Source organism: Pseudoalteromonas sp. CO325X (genome assembly GCF_004208955.1).
Taxonomy (GTDB): domain Bacteria; phylum Pseudomonadota; class Gammaproteobacteria; order Enterobacterales; family Alteromonadaceae; genus Pseudoalteromonas; species Pseudoalteromonas ruthenica.
This window is the reverse complement of sequence record NZ_SGPG01000026.1, coordinates 20651-37255: the sequence shown is the minus strand read 5'-3', so window position 1 is coordinate 37255 and position 16605 is coordinate 20651. Positions and strand designations below refer to the sequence as shown.

Annotated in this window: 17 protein-coding genes and 1 riboswitch; of the genes, 8 read left to right on the top strand and 9 right to left on the bottom strand. The window is 47.9% G+C overall.

Annotated elements, in window-relative coordinates; translation table 11 throughout:
• Positions 1–42 precede the first annotated feature (42 nt).
• Genes EXT46_RS14230 through ilvG form a run of 3 tightly spaced genes read right to left on the bottom strand, consistent with a single transcriptional unit; the run spans position 43 to position 2921 of the window.
• Complete coding sequence (locus EXT46_RS14230) at positions 43–966, bottom strand: branched-chain amino acid transaminase (protein WP_130148043.1); 924 nt, start codon at positions 964–966, stop codon at positions 43–45.
• 54 nt (positions 967–1020) lie between these two features.
• Entirely contained in the window at positions 1021–1263 is a 243-nt protein-coding gene (ilvM, locus tag EXT46_RS14225) for an acetolactate synthase 2 small subunit (RefSeq protein WP_130148041.1), read from the bottom strand.
• Positions 1260–2921 (bottom strand): acetolactate synthase 2 catalytic subunit, encoded by a 1662-nt coding sequence (gene ilvG / locus EXT46_RS14220; RefSeq protein WP_130148039.1) that lies wholly within the window; start codon positions 2919–2921, stop codon positions 1260–1262. Before ilvG ends, ilvM begins: the two co-directional genes overlap by 4 nt.
• Positions 2922–3404: 483 nt before the next feature.
• Between ilvG and EXT46_RS14215 the strand changes: the two genes are divergently transcribed.
• Positions 3405–4292: a TraB/GumN family protein gene (locus EXT46_RS14215; RefSeq protein WP_130148037.1), complete on the top strand. Its 888-nt coding sequence runs from the start codon at positions 3405–3407 to the stop codon at positions 4290–4292.
• Here the strand turns inward: EXT46_RS14215 and EXT46_RS14210 are convergent.
• Entirely contained in the window at positions 4267–4974 is a 708-nt protein-coding gene (locus EXT46_RS14210; RefSeq protein WP_130148035.1) for a response regulator, read from the bottom strand. The genes EXT46_RS14215 and EXT46_RS14210 overlap by 26 nt on opposite strands.
• A 7-nt stretch (positions 4975–4981) precedes the next feature.
• A complete protein-coding gene (locus EXT46_RS14205; protein WP_130148033.1) occupies positions 4982–5977 on the bottom strand; it encodes a histidine kinase dimerization/phospho-acceptor domain-containing protein in 996 nt (331 codons plus the stop codon).
• A gap of 148 nt (positions 5978–6125) precedes the next feature.
• A riboswitch (Lysine riboswitch) is annotated at positions 6126–6317 on the top strand.
• 122 nt (positions 6318–6439) lie between these two features.
• Between EXT46_RS14205 and dapA the strand changes: the two genes are divergently transcribed.
• From dapA to EXT46_RS14180, 5 genes are all read left to right on the top strand, one after another.
• Positions 6440–7327, top strand: a complete 888-nt coding sequence (gene dapA, locus EXT46_RS14200) for a 4-hydroxy-tetrahydrodipicolinate synthase (protein ID WP_130148031.1) — start codon at positions 6440–6442, stop codon at positions 7325–7327.
• Between the two features lie 28 nt (positions 7328–7355).
• Positions 7356–8096 (top strand): 2,3,4,5-tetrahydropyridine-2,6-dicarboxylate N-succinyltransferase, encoded by a 741-nt coding sequence (locus tag EXT46_RS14195; RefSeq protein ID WP_130148029.1) that lies wholly within the window; start codon positions 7356–7358, stop codon positions 8094–8096.
• On the top strand, positions 8096–9298 hold the full coding sequence (locus EXT46_RS14190) for a PLP-dependent decarboxylase (protein ID WP_130148027.1): 1203 nt from the start codon (positions 8096–8098) through the stop codon (positions 9296–9298). The genes EXT46_RS14195 and EXT46_RS14190 overlap by 1 nt, the downstream gene beginning before the upstream one ends.
• A 2-nt stretch (positions 9299–9300) precedes the next feature.
• Complete coding sequence (locus EXT46_RS14185) at positions 9301–10413, top strand: succinylglutamate desuccinylase/aspartoacylase family protein (RefSeq protein WP_130148025.1); 1113 nt, start codon at positions 9301–9303, stop codon at positions 10411–10413.
• Positions 10414–10559: 146 nt separating this feature from the next.
• On the top strand, positions 10560–11597 hold the full coding sequence (locus EXT46_RS14180; RefSeq protein WP_022946676.1) for a phospholipase A: 1038 nt from the start codon (positions 10560–10562) through the stop codon (positions 11595–11597).
• Between the two features lie 35 nt (positions 11598–11632).
• On the opposite strand, the gene EXT46_RS14175 is transcribed toward EXT46_RS14180, so the two are convergent.
• Positions 11633–12532, bottom strand: coding sequence for a bifunctional GNAT family N-acetyltransferase/hotdog fold thioesterase (locus tag EXT46_RS14175; protein ID WP_130148023.1), 900 nt, complete (start codon positions 12530–12532; stop codon positions 11633–11635).
• 141 nt (positions 12533–12673) lie between these two features.
• Between EXT46_RS14175 and EXT46_RS14170 the strand changes: the two genes are divergently transcribed.
• The gene (locus tag EXT46_RS14170; protein WP_053910221.1) at positions 12674–13363 is read left to right on the top strand and encodes an SAM-dependent methyltransferase; all 690 of its coding nucleotides are present in this window, start codon (positions 12674–12676) and stop codon (positions 13361–13363) included.
• Here the strand turns inward: EXT46_RS14170 and dtd are convergent.
• Genes dtd through EXT46_RS14155 form a run of 3 tightly spaced genes read right to left on the bottom strand, consistent with a single transcriptional unit; the run spans position 13360 to position 15634 of the window.
• Positions 13360–13797: a D-aminoacyl-tRNA deacylase gene (gene dtd / locus EXT46_RS14165; RefSeq protein WP_130148021.1), complete on the bottom strand. Its 438-nt coding sequence runs from the start codon at positions 13795–13797 to the stop codon at positions 13360–13362. The genes EXT46_RS14170 and dtd overlap by 4 nt on opposite strands.
• Entirely contained in the window at positions 13785–14738 is a 954-nt protein-coding gene (locus EXT46_RS14160; RefSeq protein WP_130148019.1) for an alpha/beta fold hydrolase, read from the bottom strand. Before EXT46_RS14160 ends, dtd begins: the two co-directional genes overlap by 13 nt.
• Before the next feature lie 2 nt (positions 14739–14740).
• Complete coding sequence (locus tag EXT46_RS14155) at positions 14741–15634, bottom strand: virulence factor BrkB family protein (protein WP_130148017.1); 894 nt, start codon at positions 15632–15634, stop codon at positions 14741–14743.
• An 88-nt stretch (positions 15635–15722) separates the two neighbouring features.
• On the opposite strand from EXT46_RS14155, the gene EXT46_RS14150 reads away from it, so the two are divergent.
• Positions 15723–16364: a DUF2959 domain-containing protein gene (locus EXT46_RS14150; RefSeq protein ID WP_026111368.1), complete on the top strand. Its 642-nt coding sequence runs from the start codon at positions 15723–15725 to the stop codon at positions 16362–16364.
• Positions 16365–16605: the final 241 nt, after the last annotated feature.

Here is a 16605-nt window from a genome sequence, read left to right as displayed (position 1 = left end):
TTACCTCATTCCCAAAATGGTGGTGCTAGTGGCACCTCGTCGTTAGTCGTTTACGTACTCTAGCCAGCCGCGCGGGTCTTCACTGCGCCCTTTGACCAAATCAAAATAGGCGGTTTGCAGCTCTTCGGTGATAGCGCCACGCTGGCCTTCGCCGACCTGAATTTGGTCGACACTGCGCACCGGAACGACCTCGGCGGCCGTACCGGTCATAAAGAATTCGTCGGCAAGGTACAATGCCTCACGGGCAATTGACTCTTCACGTACTTCATAACCGCGCTCTTTGGCAAGCGTCATAATGGTGTCGCGGGTCAGGCCAGGTAAAATACAGGCGGTGGTCGGTGGCGTGTATAGCACACCATTTTTAACCACAAAGAGGTTTTCGCCTGCTCCTTCACTCAAACACCCATTGGTGTCTAAGGCGATGCCTTCAACATAGCCGTTACGCTTGGCTTCACCTGATATAAGCTGCGAAGACAAATAGTTGCCGCCCGCTTTTGCCGCCGTGGGCATGGTATTAGGCGCCAGGCGGTTCCATGAAGAGATACATACATCAACGCCTTGAGCGAGACTGTCCTCACCGAGATAGGCGCCCCACTCCATGGCCGCTACGGTGACATCGGCTAGGTGTGATTTGGGGTTTAACCCCAAGCCAACGTGACCTAAAAAGGCAAACGGGCGCAGATAAGCATCGCTAAAGCCATTTTGTTTCACCGCTTCTTTACACGCCTGATTTAACTCTTCCAGTGAAAACGGGATTTCCATGCGGTAGATTTTTGCCGAATCAAAGAGCCGCTTCATATGGTCAGTTAAACGAAAAATAGCCGGCCCATTAGCGGTGTCATAGGCACGGATCCCCTCAAATACCGAGCTACCATAATGTAAGGCATGGCTTAATACGTGCGTGGTGGCTTGCTGGTAAGGGATCATCTCGCCGTTGTGCCAGATTAGTTCGGATGTTTGTGTCATGTGTTAATACCTTCTTATAAATCCGTGTTGCTGTGCGCCTTGCTGGTCGCAGCGCTAAATCGCTTGTTGTTGTCGTTGTTGCAAAGTCACGCTTTGCACATCTACCAGCTTATTCAGTTGTTGCGTTAAAAGATAGATGGGTTTGTCGCTGTCGACAGTCATATTGATAGCATAATGCTCTTCACTGCTGGCTAATTCCAACGCCGTTAGCTTGAAACCACGGTGGCGAGCAACTCGTAAAAAGCGTTCAACGGCGACGGTTTGATTGGCAAGATGTAAAGTTAAGCGATGTTTCATGGTTGCCCCTGTTGGTTTGTTTGCGTCAGCATTTGATCGTTCGCGGCACCTGGCGGTACCAATGGCCAGACGTTATCGGCATCATCAATACACACATGCAGCAAATACGGGCCGTCACTGCTGTGTAACTCGCTAAGCGCAGCTTGTACTTGCTCCTGCGAAGTGATGCAGCGCCCTGCGATGCCAAAAACGCGCGCTAAGGCGACAAAATCTGGATTGTCAGAAAGGGTTGTTTCACTGTAGCGTTCAGCGAAAAAAAGCTGCTGCCATTGGCGCACCATACCCAACCTTTGGTTATCAATAACCACAATTTTGATATCTAAATTATTACGGCGGATGGTGGCCAGCTCTTGAATATTCATCATGATGGAGCCATCACCAGAGACCACCACCACGGTATCTTCGGGACGGGCGATTTTCGCGCCAATGGCAGCAGGTAAACCAAACCCCATGGTCCCGGCCCCGCCGCTACTTAAGTGGTTGCTCGGGTGGCTAAATTGCATGTGCTGCGCGACCCACATTTGGTGCTGACCAACGTCACAACATACCACTGCATCGGCACTTAGCTGCTGCGACAGTTGATTAAGTAAAGCTGGTGCATACACGGCTTCACCGGGGTAGTCGTAGCGCCACGCATGCTCTTGGTTTAGCTTCTCAACATAGTTACACCACTGCGGCTCGCTGACAAAACATTGCAATTGCGGCAGTGATATTTTTAAATCCGCCACCAGCGATGCATCTGTAGGCTTTCGCTTGCCTACTTCAGCAGCATCGATATCAAGGTGCACAACTTTCGCGTTCGCCGCGAACTTAGTCAGGTTGCCGGTCACGCGATCGTCAAAACGGGCACCAATACACAACAACAGGTCACATTCTTGTACCGCCAAGTTAGCGGCCTTAGTGCCATGCATACCTAACATGCCCAAATTAAGTGGATAATCAGGTGTGACGCTACCTAACGCCTTAAGTGTTTGCACCGCTGGCATATTGGTCTTGTATAGAAACTGCATGAGCTGTTGCTGGGCTCCAGCACTTTGAACCCCACCACCGATATAGGCCACTGGCCGCTGAGCTTCGCTTAGCAGCTGATTAGCCAATTGAACTTGTTGTTGGCAAGGTTGCGACGTCGGCTCTGATTCGGCTAGCCAAGGCTGGTAATGCGCCTCATTCATTTGAATATCTTTCGGGATATCAACAAGCACAGGGCCTGGACGACCACTTTGAGCTAAGTGGATGGCTTGTTGCAGGGTATGCGCTAAATCTTCACTGCGCTCAACCATAAAACTGTGTTTAGTGCATGAAAGAGACATTCCCAAGACGTCAACTTCTTGGAATGCATCCGAGCCGATTGCCGCTGTGGGTACCTGCCCAGTGATAGCTAATAACGGCACGGAGTCCATCATGGCATCGGCAAGGGCGGTGATCAGGTTTGTGGCCCCTGGGCCACTAGTGGCCATGCACACACCCAGTTTGCCACTACTGCGTGCATAACCCACAGCGGCGAAGCCCGCTCCTTGCTCATGGCGAGTTAAGTAATGAGTGACTGGAGATTCATAAAGGGCATCGTAAATGGGCATGATGGCCCCACCAGGGTAACCAAATACCTCGTTTATGCCCTCTTTGGCTAATATGTCGATCACTAATTCTGCGCCAGTCATTTTTCCTCATTCCTCAATGTGTTGGCCCATAAACGAAGAAGCCCCCCGAACTTTTCAGTGCGGGGGGCTTCTTTGCGAAATTACTTTTTTAACGCACTACAAAGCCCCCGTGGTAATAATAATCACCACGACGTTAATCACTAGGACTAGGCTAAGTTGCGTATTCAACATGTACTTTTCGCTTCGCTTTTTTAAGTTTGTTACCGCATTTCTGCGCTCTTTTTCTATTAGTACCTTGGCAGCCCCTCTAAGTCAACCATAAAAACAATGCGAAACAACTAAAAATCAAGACGTCAATCACATAAAAAAACCCCAAAAGCCAGTTAAGAGAAAAATAATTCCAACTTTTTCATTGCAACATTAAAACGTATTTAACATAGTGTGCTGTAACAGCTGAATATTTTTAGTAAAAATGGTCAGCCAATAGGCTAAATTACCGAACTCAGTTACACTGGCTAAAAACAACTACCTCTGGATACCATTATGAAAAAAACCTTCTGGTCACTGCTGTACATTTGTTTTGCATTTTTCACTCAGCTCTGCCTCGCAAACACCATTCCGGCACTGTGGCAAGTGGAGAAAAATGGCGTTACTTCCTATTTGTTTGGCACTGTGCATGTTGGTGATGAAGCAATGAAAGGCCTCCCCTCTTATGTTGAGCAAGCAATTAGCCGCAGTGATAAAGTGGTCGTTGAAGTAGATATTAGCGCGCTCTCACCTATGCAAATTCAACAACGCTCCATGCCGCTAATGATGCTGCGTAACGGCCGCACGCTAGAAACTGAACTGAGTAGTAAAAATTATCAACGCCTCAGTGACTATTTTGCACAAAAGAGTATTAATATTGCCATGTTCTCGGGCTTGAAGCCTTGGGCCGTTTTACTCACTATGGTGCAAATCGAGTATCAAAATGCAGGCTATTCAGAGCAAAACGGAATCGACAAGCAAGTGTTAGCTAAGGCAAACGCAATAGGTAAGCCGATAATGGAGCTCGAGTCGCTAGAGCAGCAACTAGAAATGTTCAGCGCCTTAGATAATTACGCTGATGAAATGGTCAACGATACTTTTCGCCAACTCAAAGACCTCGACCACTATTTTGCTCGATTGATCAGCGCGTGGAAGCAGGGAGATACAGACATACTGAGGCAGTACTACCACGATGCTTTTGATGACTCTGAATTCGGCCAACTTAACGAGCATATTTTACTTATTGAGCGTAATCAAAACTGGGTCGCACAACTTAGCCAGCCAATGCAGCAGCAGTCACTGTTTATCGCCGTAGGTGCGCTCCATTTGCCGGAAAAAAATGGGCTCGTTAACCTACTGCGCGAACAAGGTTTCACGGTTACGAAAAAGCAGCCCTCTCAGTAACGTGTTTTTTCAACAACGCGCTCAACTGCTGAGTGTTGACCGGCTTGTTAAGTACGGCATTGGCGCCGACAGTGATACTCTGCGCGATGCGATGCTCGTCTTGACTGGCAGTCACCAAAAAAATAGGCACGCTGAGCGCTAAGCGCTCACGAATCTCAATAATGGTACTTATGCCGTCTTTGTTTGGCATATTTAAATCCATTAATACACATTGATAGTGATGTTCTAGTAATTTATCGAGTGCTTGCTCACCATCATCAACAATGGTGGTGTTAAAGCCTATTTGCTGAGCTTGTTTAGCAAGCACTAACTGATTTATTGGGTTATCTTCAACAATCAGAATATCGCCATGCTGGCTGCTTGGCTCTAACCGGGCTTTGTCGATAGTAAGTACGGGCCAAGTTAGCTTGGCCTCAGTGCCTGTTGTGGTGCTACAAATCGTAAGGCTTCCACCCACCTCTTGAGCCAACGCATACACGAGGCTGAGACCTAATTTAGCGCCCTGAAAGTGCTGTACCTGCTCGGTGTTGTAATACAAAGCATGCTGCTGAGCAGCCTCAATATCAGCAGTGGCAATGCCATCGCCGTTATCTTTAACGACAACACTCAGCAGCCCAGCTGGTTCATGGTATTCAAATTGCGCATGCACCGCAGCGCGCGTATGTATAAAGGCGTTGCTCAATAGCTGATTAACTGCTTGGATTAACTGCTTGGATTAAATGCAGATGATCAGTTTGTGCTTGAACAGGTAGGCTATCTTCACCCTCGACACTCAATCGCTGCAGGGTTTCAGACTTAAGCTGCCAAGGCGCCAATATTGCACTCACGGTTTGCTTTAATGACTGCTCGGTCACTAAAGTAGTAAACGCTCCCGACTTAAGCTTCTGTAATTCCAACATTTCTTGCACTAGCGCCTGCAAATGTCGGGCGCAGCCCAATGCCGTTTGCTGTTCTTCGCGACCAGCCGCAGTACGAGAGTCCAATAGGCCAATAATCCCCGTAATTGGCGTCATTAGCTCATGACTCATATTAGCTAAAAAGTCAGATTTTACCCGATGCGCATGCGCGGCTTGACGCCGTTGGTAACGAAGCCGATAAAAAATAGCTGACACTCGACGTGTCAAAGGATTAAAGATGAGCCACCACTCACATAAAATAGTAGCAATGGCTGCCAGCGTTAAAAGGGGAATAACAAGCTGTAAATGTTCTATTTTTTGCTTAGATTCTGACTCTAAAACGGTGACAACAGCATCTAAGTCCTGCAATAACGACAGTAGTTTTTGACCCTGAAAAGCACTTAAAGGTGCATCGCTGCGACTCGCTAACTGCACATACTGGCGCACCCGACCATCCAAGCCCTGCTGGTGATAAAGCGCCAGCACCTGAGGGCTTTGCTGCACCAACTGTGAGCCTAATAAAAACTCATGGTTATTGTAAAAGCGCATAGTGGCACGAGCGAGTTGCTGCTGCTCAAATCTTACAGCACGGTCATTGACGGCCAATTTATGTAATGCAATCTTCTGCGAAAGCATCCGTTGCATACCCGCAATATTTATCACTTTTGCGTCATTTCGCTGCATATCGATACTTTTCATCACATACACTGTAGAGCTAAGTATGACAACAACAAGCATACTGGCTGCCCAGAAATAACGTTTTTGTAAGTGTTTGGTAAGACGTTGCATAAGAGGGGCCTTTGCAATAACTCCTTAATACTGACACAAAATCAGCCTTTGTAAAATTTGTTCTCGCTTTGGCGTTGACAGCGTTAAGCATAAAGTGATTGAATAAAAAGGCACCCTTATTGAGTCGGCCGCATGTGCTGTGGTCGCAAGGGCTAGAAGAGGAGCGTCATTCAGGTAGTTATGGGAAGGAGAGCAAACTCCAAAGCACCATAACGAGGGGAATGTACGCCGAGAGACCTGTAAAGTTTGCTACTTACTGTCTCGGGCGCATGGGTTGAATCCCAGCGACTGTCACCATTAGCGCTTAGCGCTATGTTTTTGGTGGAGAGCTTCTGGTCTTAGTAACGCTGGGCCCATTTGGCTCTGTGTTTTAAGCCCATTCGCTCTTCGAATTTAACCAGTTCGATGCGAGGCGGGCAACCCCTTCCTAATTCAATCGAACTCGCACTAAGTTCGTGAGAGATGACTACAACTCATTCTTTAGCAGATACCATTGTCTGGACAGCATTGATCACTCCGATGCATGCTGACGGCAGTATTGACTTCAATACCTTAACTCTACTTGTGCGCGAGCAAGAGCAAGCGGGAAACGGCATTCTTATTCTTGGCTCTACTGGTGAAGCTCTGGCTCTCAGTATAGATGAGCAACAAGCCGTGGTTCGTCACGTTACGGCGCTCACCTTGCGTGTGCCACTGATGGTTGGCGTGGGCGGTTTTAACCTTAGCCAACAACTACAATGGCTTAGTTTTTGTAACCAACACCCCATAGACGCCTACCTTCTGGGAGCGCCCCTATATGCTAAACCGGGTATTCAAGGGCAGCTACATTGGTACTCGGCACTGCTGGATGCCAGCAAAAAGCCGTGCATGTTGTACAACGTGCCCGGACGCGCTGCAGTCAGTATTCCCCCCACAGTCTTAGCACAGCTACAGCAGCACCCTCTGTGCTGGGCACTTAAAGAAGCCAGCGGTGATATTGCACAATTTGAGGCTTACCGCGAAGCCGCGCCTGAGTTAGCGATTTTCAGTGGCGACGACGCGCTGATGCCTTATTTTGCTCAGGCCGGTGCAACGGGCCTTGTATCTGTGGCAGCCAACGTCTGGCCACAGCAGACACAGCACCTGGTACAACAATGCCTTCAAGGGCAAAGCATCAATGCCTTTGTAACCTGGCGCAGTGCAATTGATGCGCTGTTCAGTGCAGCCAATCCAGTGCCCGTTAAGTGCCTTTTGCATGCTCTTGAACGCCTCAACAGCCCGATGTTACGACCCCCATTAAGCCACCTTGAGCTTAATGACACACAACCACTTCTTAATGCCCATGAACGCATTGTTGCGTGGGCACATTGATAAAATTAGTTAACAAGGTACCTCAGTTATGAGTTGGTTAGACTTACTAAATGACCTCGAAAGCGGCCACGTACGCGCCGCAACACAAGACGAACACGGCCAATGGCACGCCAATGTGGACGTAAAAAAAGGCATTCTCGAAGCCTTCAAAAATGGTAATAACACCGAGTTTGCGGGCGGCTTTGTTGATAAGCATAATCTAGCTCCTCGCGGTTTTAGCGCCCAAGATAATATTCGCATGGTGCCTGGCGGTAGTGCTGTGCGTCGAGGCGCTTACGTTGCCCCTGGCACCATCATCATGCCACCTGCATATGTCAATATTGGTGCCTTCATCGACAGTGGAACTATGGTCGACAGTCATGCCTTGGTAGGGTCATGTGCGCAAGTGGGCAAAAACGTTCACCTTAGCGCCGCCGTGCAATTAGGTGGCGTGCTCGAGCCAATTGGCGCTAACCCTGTGGTGATTGAAGATGATGCCTTTATCGGCGCGGGCTGTGTCATTGTCGAAGGGGTGGTGGTCCGCCAAGGTGCGGTACTCGCCCCTGGTGTACGTTTAAGCGCCACTATCCCAGTATATGACTGCGTTAACGAGCGACAACTCGATAAGGGCGAAGCGATTCCGGCCAATGCCATTGTTATACCTGGCTCCCGCCCAAGCTCTAGCGCTTGGGGACGCGAACAAGGGCTCAGTATGAGCTGTGCGCTTATTGTAAAGTATCGCGATCAGCACAGCGATGCATCGCTGGAGTTAGAAGAGGTATTACGCTAATGCCTGTCTCTGGCGCATTGTTAAACGCTTTTGATACGCTCACTCAGGAGCGCCAGGAACCTTGCTTTGTTTACGATCTTGACAGTCTGCGTAAGCACCTTGATGAGCTGATGGCGCAAGATGTGGTGAAGTTATGGTATGCGGTAAAAGCGAATCCTTTATCTGCGGTTATCGATACTCTGGCAGCCGCTGGCTTTGACTTTGATGTCGCCAGCAGTGGCGAGCTCAACCAGGTGCTTTCACAACATGTTGGTGCACAACGTATCCTCAACACTGGGCCGGCAAAATCGCGCCAGCAGTTAGGCGAATTTTTAGACGCTGGGGTGCGTACCTTTGTGTTGGAGAGTATCAATCAAGTTCGCTGGCTTAATGAACTGGCATATAACCAGGGGATTGAAGTGGATGTGCTGCTCAGAGTGCAGTTGCGCTGGCCAGAGGGTGAGCGCAATCCGCTCGGTGGCAATACCCTGACTCCGTTTGGCTTAGCGCCAGAGCAGTGGCAAGAGCTCTACTTAGCCGACTACCCTGCGCTGAATTGCATTGGCCTGCATATTTTCCAGTGGGGCAACATGCTTGATGCGGCCCAGTTGCTTCACCTATGGCAAAGCATGTTAGCGCCATTACAAGCACTCTGTGAACGCCTTGGTTTTGCCATGCAAGTACTGGATTTAGGTGGCGGTTTAGGCGTTCCTTATGACAGCGAAAGCAGCCCGCTAAATTGGCAGGATGTGCTCGGCGCACTGCGCGATATTAAGCGCCAAAGCGGAGTAAGAGAGTTGTGGATGGAGTTGGGCCGTTACGCCGTCGCACAATGTGGTTACTATTTAGACCCCGTGATTGAACAAAAAATAAATTATGGCGAGCGCCAACTGATCGTCGCAGGTGGTATTAACCATCTTTTACGCCCCGCTGTAGCAGGGCAAAACTTCCCTGCGCAGTTATTACGCCGAAGTAAAGCCGAACAGGTAAACTATCGTATCCATGGGCCTTTGTGTACGGCGCTGGATAGCCTAGGACAACACTCGCTGCCTGAGGATATTGATGAACATGATTGGCTCGTGTTTATGCAGGCCGGAGCCTATGGCTTCACCGAGAGTATGCCGTTTTTTCTGTGCCACTCATTGGCTGGTGAATACGTGTTTGAACACGGCGCTTTGCGCGTGGTTCGTGAGCCACAACCGGCCAGTTATTATCTGAGGTAAGTATGCACCCTGTCAGTCAAGAAAACATTTATGTGGGTGAGGTGGCCAATGGCCTGCCGTTAACCATTCCAGTTTACCGGTTAAAAGGTAATGGCACAGGTAAAAACGTGTATATTCAGGCCAATATGCATGGCGCAGAGGTGCAAGGTAATGCCGTCATTTACCAACTATTGGAGCAGTTACAGACCCTAAAGCTTAACGGTGACATCACCCTAGTCCCCTATGCGAACCCCATTGGTTGCAACCAAAAATCAGGCGAGTTCACGCTGGGTCGCTTTGACCCAATTACCGGTGTTAACTGGAATCGTATGTATCATTACGATAGCCAGTTGCCAGCGACAATGGCCGAGCAATGCGCGCACCTGTCTAGCGGCGAAATTCGCGATACATTTCAGCACGCGCTAATTGCGAGTATCGACGCTCTACTTGAGGCCCCTGCGCACACGCTGTCAACGGGTAAGCGCATCGCTTTGCAACTTCAGCAGCTCGCACATCAGGCCGATATTGTTTTAGATTTACACACCGGACCGATATCTACTCAGCATTTGTATTGTCCTGAATATGCCCGTGCTAGCGCTAAGTATTTTAATATCGCTAACGTTTTACTGATACCCAATGAGTTCGACGGTGCCCTAGATGAAGCGGCGTTTTGCCCTTGGTGGCAACTTAAGGCTCAGCTCAATGCATTGGACTATGCTTTTGAAGTGCCTGTGGAAGCATTTACCGTTGAGCTTGGCTCACAAGAGCGTATCGACCTCAGTGCCGCCAAAAACGATGCCGACAATATTTTAACTTATCTTAACTACCAAGGCGTGTTGCACGACGCACCCTTCTACCCAAAAGAAATGACGCGCTATGGTTGTATGCTCAGCGATTATAAAACCTATTATGCCCCGATGGGGGGGATGGTGGAATATTTAGCCCCACTGGGGGAGCCGATTGCAGCGGGAACTCCTATCGCCAACATATTGCGAATGGAGCGATATTTAAGTGAAACGCCGCTGCACACTTTGTGTGCTGACAGCGATGCGATTGCCATTCTTCATTTTGCCTCTGCGAGTGTAAATCAGGGCACCGAACTCTATAAATTCTTTACCAACACCTTCGAGTTGTAAACCATTGCGTGAGAGTCAGTGAGTTTACTCACTGCCAGTGGGCGACTTAGTCGCCCACTTTTTCAGCTTAAATTCACCCGCTTGTTGCTAAAAACGTGTACTATTGATTTCATCTTCTGTCCCTTTTATTCAGCACACGGATTTTTATGAATTGGCGATACACTTTATTGGCCTTGACCCTGAGCGGCCATGCGTGGGCGGATGAGCCTGCAACAAATGCAAATAACGAACAAGACAATGAGCTCAGTATTGTCAAACAGTGCATTCTTAATGAAGCGATAGCCGGTGATGGGAAACAAACCTTGGATGAGCTGCGTAAAAAATGCTCTGATTTAGAAGAAAGCAAACAGCTTACAGCCATTGATAAGCGCAAGGCTCGTGAAGAGGTGACGGAGAAAAACCGCAACGTGATCACGCCGCACAAGCGCAACTATATTTTGCCCGTGACCTACATGAAGCACCCGAATGAAGAACCCTTTGGGGATATCAGTGCTTTAGGCGACACCAATACCGGCGAAAACTTAGATAATGTTGAGATTAAGTATCAGCTGTCGCTAAAAGTACCGCTTTATGACAACTTCAGTGACGAGGACCAAGCCGTCTATTTCGGCTTTACCTTGCAATCTTATTGGCAGTATTACAACAAAGATATTTCTGCGCCATTTAGAGAAACCAATTATGAGCCAGAAATTTTTTGGATTAATTATCTAGACCCTGAAAACGTGCTTTGGGGCGACGAAATGGCCATTGCTGTGGGTGCTGTGCATCAGTCCAACGGCCGCAGCCAACCTTACTCGCGTTCCTGGAACCGCTTATACGTCGACTTTATCTGGGAAAAAGACGGCTATGTATTTAGCTTTAAGCCGTGGTACCGCATCCCAGAAGATGAAAAAGAAGATCCTATGGTCGCCGATGGTGATGACAATCCAGATATTTATAAATACATGGGTTACTTTGAGCTTAAAGGCGTACGCCGTTTCGAAGAGCATGAGTTTAGCTTTATGTTGCGCAACAACTTAAACTCGGATAATCGCGGTGCCATTCAATTAGATTGGTCTTTCCCTGTATGGGGCCGTCTTCGTGGCTATGCTCAGTACTTTAATGGTTATGGTGAAAGCTTGATTGACTACAACCAAGATACCGAGCGCTTTGGTGTCGGTATTCTACTCACCGACCTTCTGTAGTATAAAAGAAAGCCCCGTCAGGGGCTTTTTTAATCTTACTCACTTTTAACGATAACAAAGCGACCGGTAAATTCCCCAACCAATATGTCGCCATCATAAATGTGTACTGGCACCTGATAACGTGCTTTCCCTTGGGTTGTTAAATCGCCAACATTCCCCTCACACTGGGTTAAATCAACCTGGGCTCTAGGCTCTTTGGTGATAGGTTTAAGGTACTTTATCTGCGCATCAGCAAGCACAATGTCCCCCATAAGTTGCGACTCTTGAAGTGCCAAATAAGTTGCCCCCCACCCTGCTAGCGTTGCCATAGAATAAACAGAGCCAGCAAACATGGTGTTGTGCACATTAACATTCGCATCCAGATCAGCACTGACACTAAACTGCCAGTCAGTGTACGTTTCTACTTTTATTCCCATCTTATCGCTGATAGGAATCGATTCGCGCCAAGTGTCTTGCAAGACCTGAGTCCAGTCTGGATGACGAAACCAACCTGGCTCGCTAGGGCGTTGCTTTACCATTTTCCAATGCTGCACATCACCAAAGGCAAGATGCGCTTTTTCTTTAAGCTCGTAGCCATGGCGTTGATAAAACTTCAAAGCTCGCTCGCGAGCAAACAAAACCAATTCACTCGCATCCTGATTCCAAGCTATTTTCTCCAGCTCATGTAATAGCCGGCTACCCAGATGTTGGCCTCGGTGAGCGTCATCCACAGCCATATAACGGACTTGGGCTTGTTGCGAGTTATTAAAGTGCAAACGTGCCACGGCGATCACCTCACCGTCCTTATTCTTAATAAACCGATGCTCTGACTCTTGTTCTAAATCATCCTGCTCGCTGCCTCTAGGCTGCTCCCAAGGTGCACGCAAAACTTGCCAACGTAAATGATAATAGGCCTGCCAATCATCGCTACTTTGCGGAATAGTTACTTCGAACATGCCAACTCCAGATAAAAAGTGATGCCTCACCTTACAAGATTTACCAACGGGATAAAATAAGACCAAAGCACTGCGGTTTCTCGCACCGTAAAATTTAGTGCACAATTAGGTAAAATGTCACAAGGTGTCTATGCTGTTGTTATGGAAACAGTAATCGAACATAGCGGAGCCGTCTCCGAGCACTTTGTTGCTGATTGTGCAAATATCGGCCAACTTTTGTATTGGCACAAATTCGGCTGCACAAGTATTCAGGTACGCCAACATAAACAGTTTCGCTGGTTGCTGATAAACCAAACACTGCAATCCATTATTGAGCGCAGTCGCCCTAATCACCTACTTTTTCCGCACCTACAAATTTTTGCTCAGTATTGGCACACCTTGCCCACCCCGGACAGAGTTCTGGAATTAGGGCTAGGTGGAGGGGCGATACGCAACTATTTACACCACAGCTACCCTGATACCGAGCTTATTTCCGTAGAGCAAAACCCCGATATTATTCATTGCTATAAACGCTACTTCGGTGGTCGTCATGACACCACTTTACGCTGTGCAGATGCCGAGCAAGTGCTGAGTGAGCCTGGGTGTTACGACTGGATAATTATTGATTTATTCAGTGAGCTCGATGCTCCGATGTTCCTCTACAAACATCGGTTTTATGACAAAATACGCGCTGCGTTGAACCATGATGGGCACCTCTTTATCAACTTCTTGGCCCACCATGAGTCACAGTTGCAGCAACTTAAACATTTGTTGATCACTTGTTTTGGCAAGCCACCCGATATGGTTAAAGTAAAGGGCTACTCCAATCATTTAGTGTTTTTGTCCCGTTAAACGGCTAAATTGAACGTCACCGGGCCATCATTGACTAATGATACTTGCATATCTGCAGCAAATTGTCCGGTCGCCACAGTGATGCCTGCTGCTTTAGCTTTATCAACAAACAGGTCATATAGCTGTCTAGCTTGTTGTGGCGTTGCCGCACTGGAAAAGCTAGGACGCATCCCTTTGCGAGTATCGGCGGCAAGCGTGAACTGCGACACCACCAAAAGCTCACCACCGATGTCTTTTAGGCTTAAATTCATCTTACCTTGCTCATCGGTAAAAATACGATAGTTACTCACTTTATGGAGTAGTTTGTCGACCTGTTGTTCGCTATCGGCCTTTTCTACGCCTAATAACAGCACAATCCCTTGGTCTATTTTCCCTACTACATGCCCTTCAACGGTGACTTCGGCGCGACTAACGCGCTGTATTAATCCTTGCACTGCTGCCTCTTTAACTTCAAATACATATGGTCGGTTGCCCGACATTGAGCTTGGCAATATACCTCATCAGCCAAGCTGTGACCAAGGCCTTCAAAAATATCTAAATGTGCTTGTGCGGCCGTGGCAAATGCTTGGGCTCGCGCGTATGAACACACCAAGTCGTGGCGCCCGTGAACCATCCATACTGGCAGGCCTGCGAACTCCTTGGCATGGTCCATGAGCATATCGTCACGTAGAAAAAACTGGTGCTTGAAGTAGTGCAGCTGTAGCTGTGCTCGGTTGATAAGAGCAGCGGGTTCTAGCAGTTTAATACTTGGTGCCGTGCCGCAACATAAGGTTTCCTCCCAGGCTACCCATGCTTTGGCGGCTTTGAGCTGCGTGGGCTCGCTATCACTAAAAAGTTGCTGATGGAAACCTTCGATCAATGCTGACGTTGGCTGGTTTTGTGGGTTAAATTGGCGATAATATTCAGGGTAAAATTGTGCTCCGGCGCCACTTTTCCCCAGACACCAGTCGTAATCCTGTTGGCTAGCAAAAAAGCTGGCCCAAAGCATCAAGGCGCTTACGTGCTCACGGTGTCGCAAAGCATACACCATCGCTAGAGTAGCCCCGAAAGACTCACCACACACAACCCAGCGGCCAATTCCCAAATGACGGCGAATGCACTCGAGGTCGCCAATCAAATGTTCGAGGGTATTATGCTCGCAACTATGAGGGGTGGAATTACCACACCCTCGTTGACTGAAAAGTAAAATTCGGTAGTGCTCGGGATTAAAGTGTGCGCACTCAAAGCGACTGAGCCCTCCACCAGGCCCCCCGTGACAGATAATCACCGGCAAGCCATCCCCGCTGCCATGTTCCTCAATTTCTAGTTGGTGCCCTTGTCCGACCAAGACATGGTGGGTTTTCCGTGGCGCACTAACGGGGTAGCTCAATGCCATTGTTACTCCTTAAGTGCGCGTTTCTCCTCGGCGACAATATCATCGATAGGAGGCTTGCTCACACTGATACACACAGTGAACTCTGCACCGAGTAGTACCACAGCCCACGACAGATACACCCACACAAATAAGATAGGTACTGTCGCTAGCGCCCCATAAATCACTTCATATGAGGGGAAATGACTGATGTACATAGCAAACCCCTTTTTTGTCAGCTCAAATAACAGTGCTGCAAAAATAGCCCCGGGAACCGCTGCTCTAAATGGAACTCGTGTATTTGGTACTAGAGTATAGAGCATCACAAAGCCAACAGTAGAAATAACGTAAGGAAGCGACTTTAAAACAAAACCACTAAAACCAGGAATGCCACCATCAGCAAAAGACACCAAAGACACAATGTAAGACGTGGCACCAATACTTAACCCAAGCAATACTGGCCCTAAACTCAGCACCATCCAATAAATAGCGAAAGAAATAACCGCAGGGCGTTTCTTTTTGATACGCCAAATCCGGTTTAAGGTGAGATCGATATTACGTATTAAAAATAACGCCACAACAGCCAAGAAAGAGACCCCCACGGCGGTCATTTTATTCGCATTTCCTGTAAATGCGCCGATATGCTCTTTAATTACATCCGTTGAGGTGGGCACCATGTTATTAAAAATAAAGCTTTCGATAGCAATACGGGTATCTTCAAAGCCAGGGAAAGCCGAGAAAATGGCCACACCTACAGCAATTAAAGGCACTAAGGAAAGCAGGGTTACATAGGCTAGATAGCCTGCGTTAACAGTGATTTGATCTTCCATACACCGAGTAAAAAAATACCGCCACCAGCGCGGCTGTGCTTTTACCCAGATGGAGAGTTGCGCTTTGATTTTCTCACCGTTGAACTGCATGAGTTACCTAAAATATGAAAAACCTTTTGCTTATCATAGCAATCGACCACATAATTTACAGTATCAAGTATCCATACAAGGGTTGAAAATGATTAAAAAAATCGCGCTAGCTACTGCATTTATGACGCTCACAGCGTGTCAGTCAGCTTACTATTCGGCAATGGAATCTGTCGGCGTACATAAACGAGATATCCTTGTTGATCGTGTTGAGGAAACGAAAGAGTCACAGCAGGATTCACAGCAGGAATTTCAGTCAGCATTGGAGCGTTTAAGTACGTTAATTAATTTCGATGGCGGTGATTTACAAGACGCGTACGAGCAGCTCAATGATGACTATGAGTCAAGCCTAGCGGCGGCTGATGAGGTCTCAACTAACATTGATAAAGTAGAAGATGTGGCAGAGGCTCTATTTGACGAATGGGCCGATGAACTAGAAGAGTACCAAAGCGCCGCTCTGAAACGCGAAAGCAGTAAAAAATTGCGTGCCACGGAACGCCAATTTGAGCAGCTCCTACGCTCTATGCGTGCCAGCGAGGCGAAGATGCAACCCGTGTTAGAGTCTTTACAAGACAACGTGCTCTACCTTAAGCACAACCTCAACGCGCAAGCAATCGCCGCGATAAAAGGTGAATTCACGAATCTTAAGCGCGACATTCAAGTACTTATTGATGATATGAATCGTTCAATCGAAGACTCTAACCGCTTTATTGAGCAAATGAATCAAAGCTAACTCTCTTTGATAACCCACTGCCCGCTTGATGGCGGGCATGTTCTACTTGTTGTACTACAGTAAACTGTCCCACCCCACTATCTAACTTTTCAATAGTCATGGTGAATGGCCATGCCCCTTGGCCATCGCCATGTGTTCACCGCATATCCAGCACTAAATGTTCTTGCCTATCTAGGAAAAGTGTGAAATGAGCAAGACTTTATTCCAACGATTTCGCACAGGTAACAACACCCAGAGCATT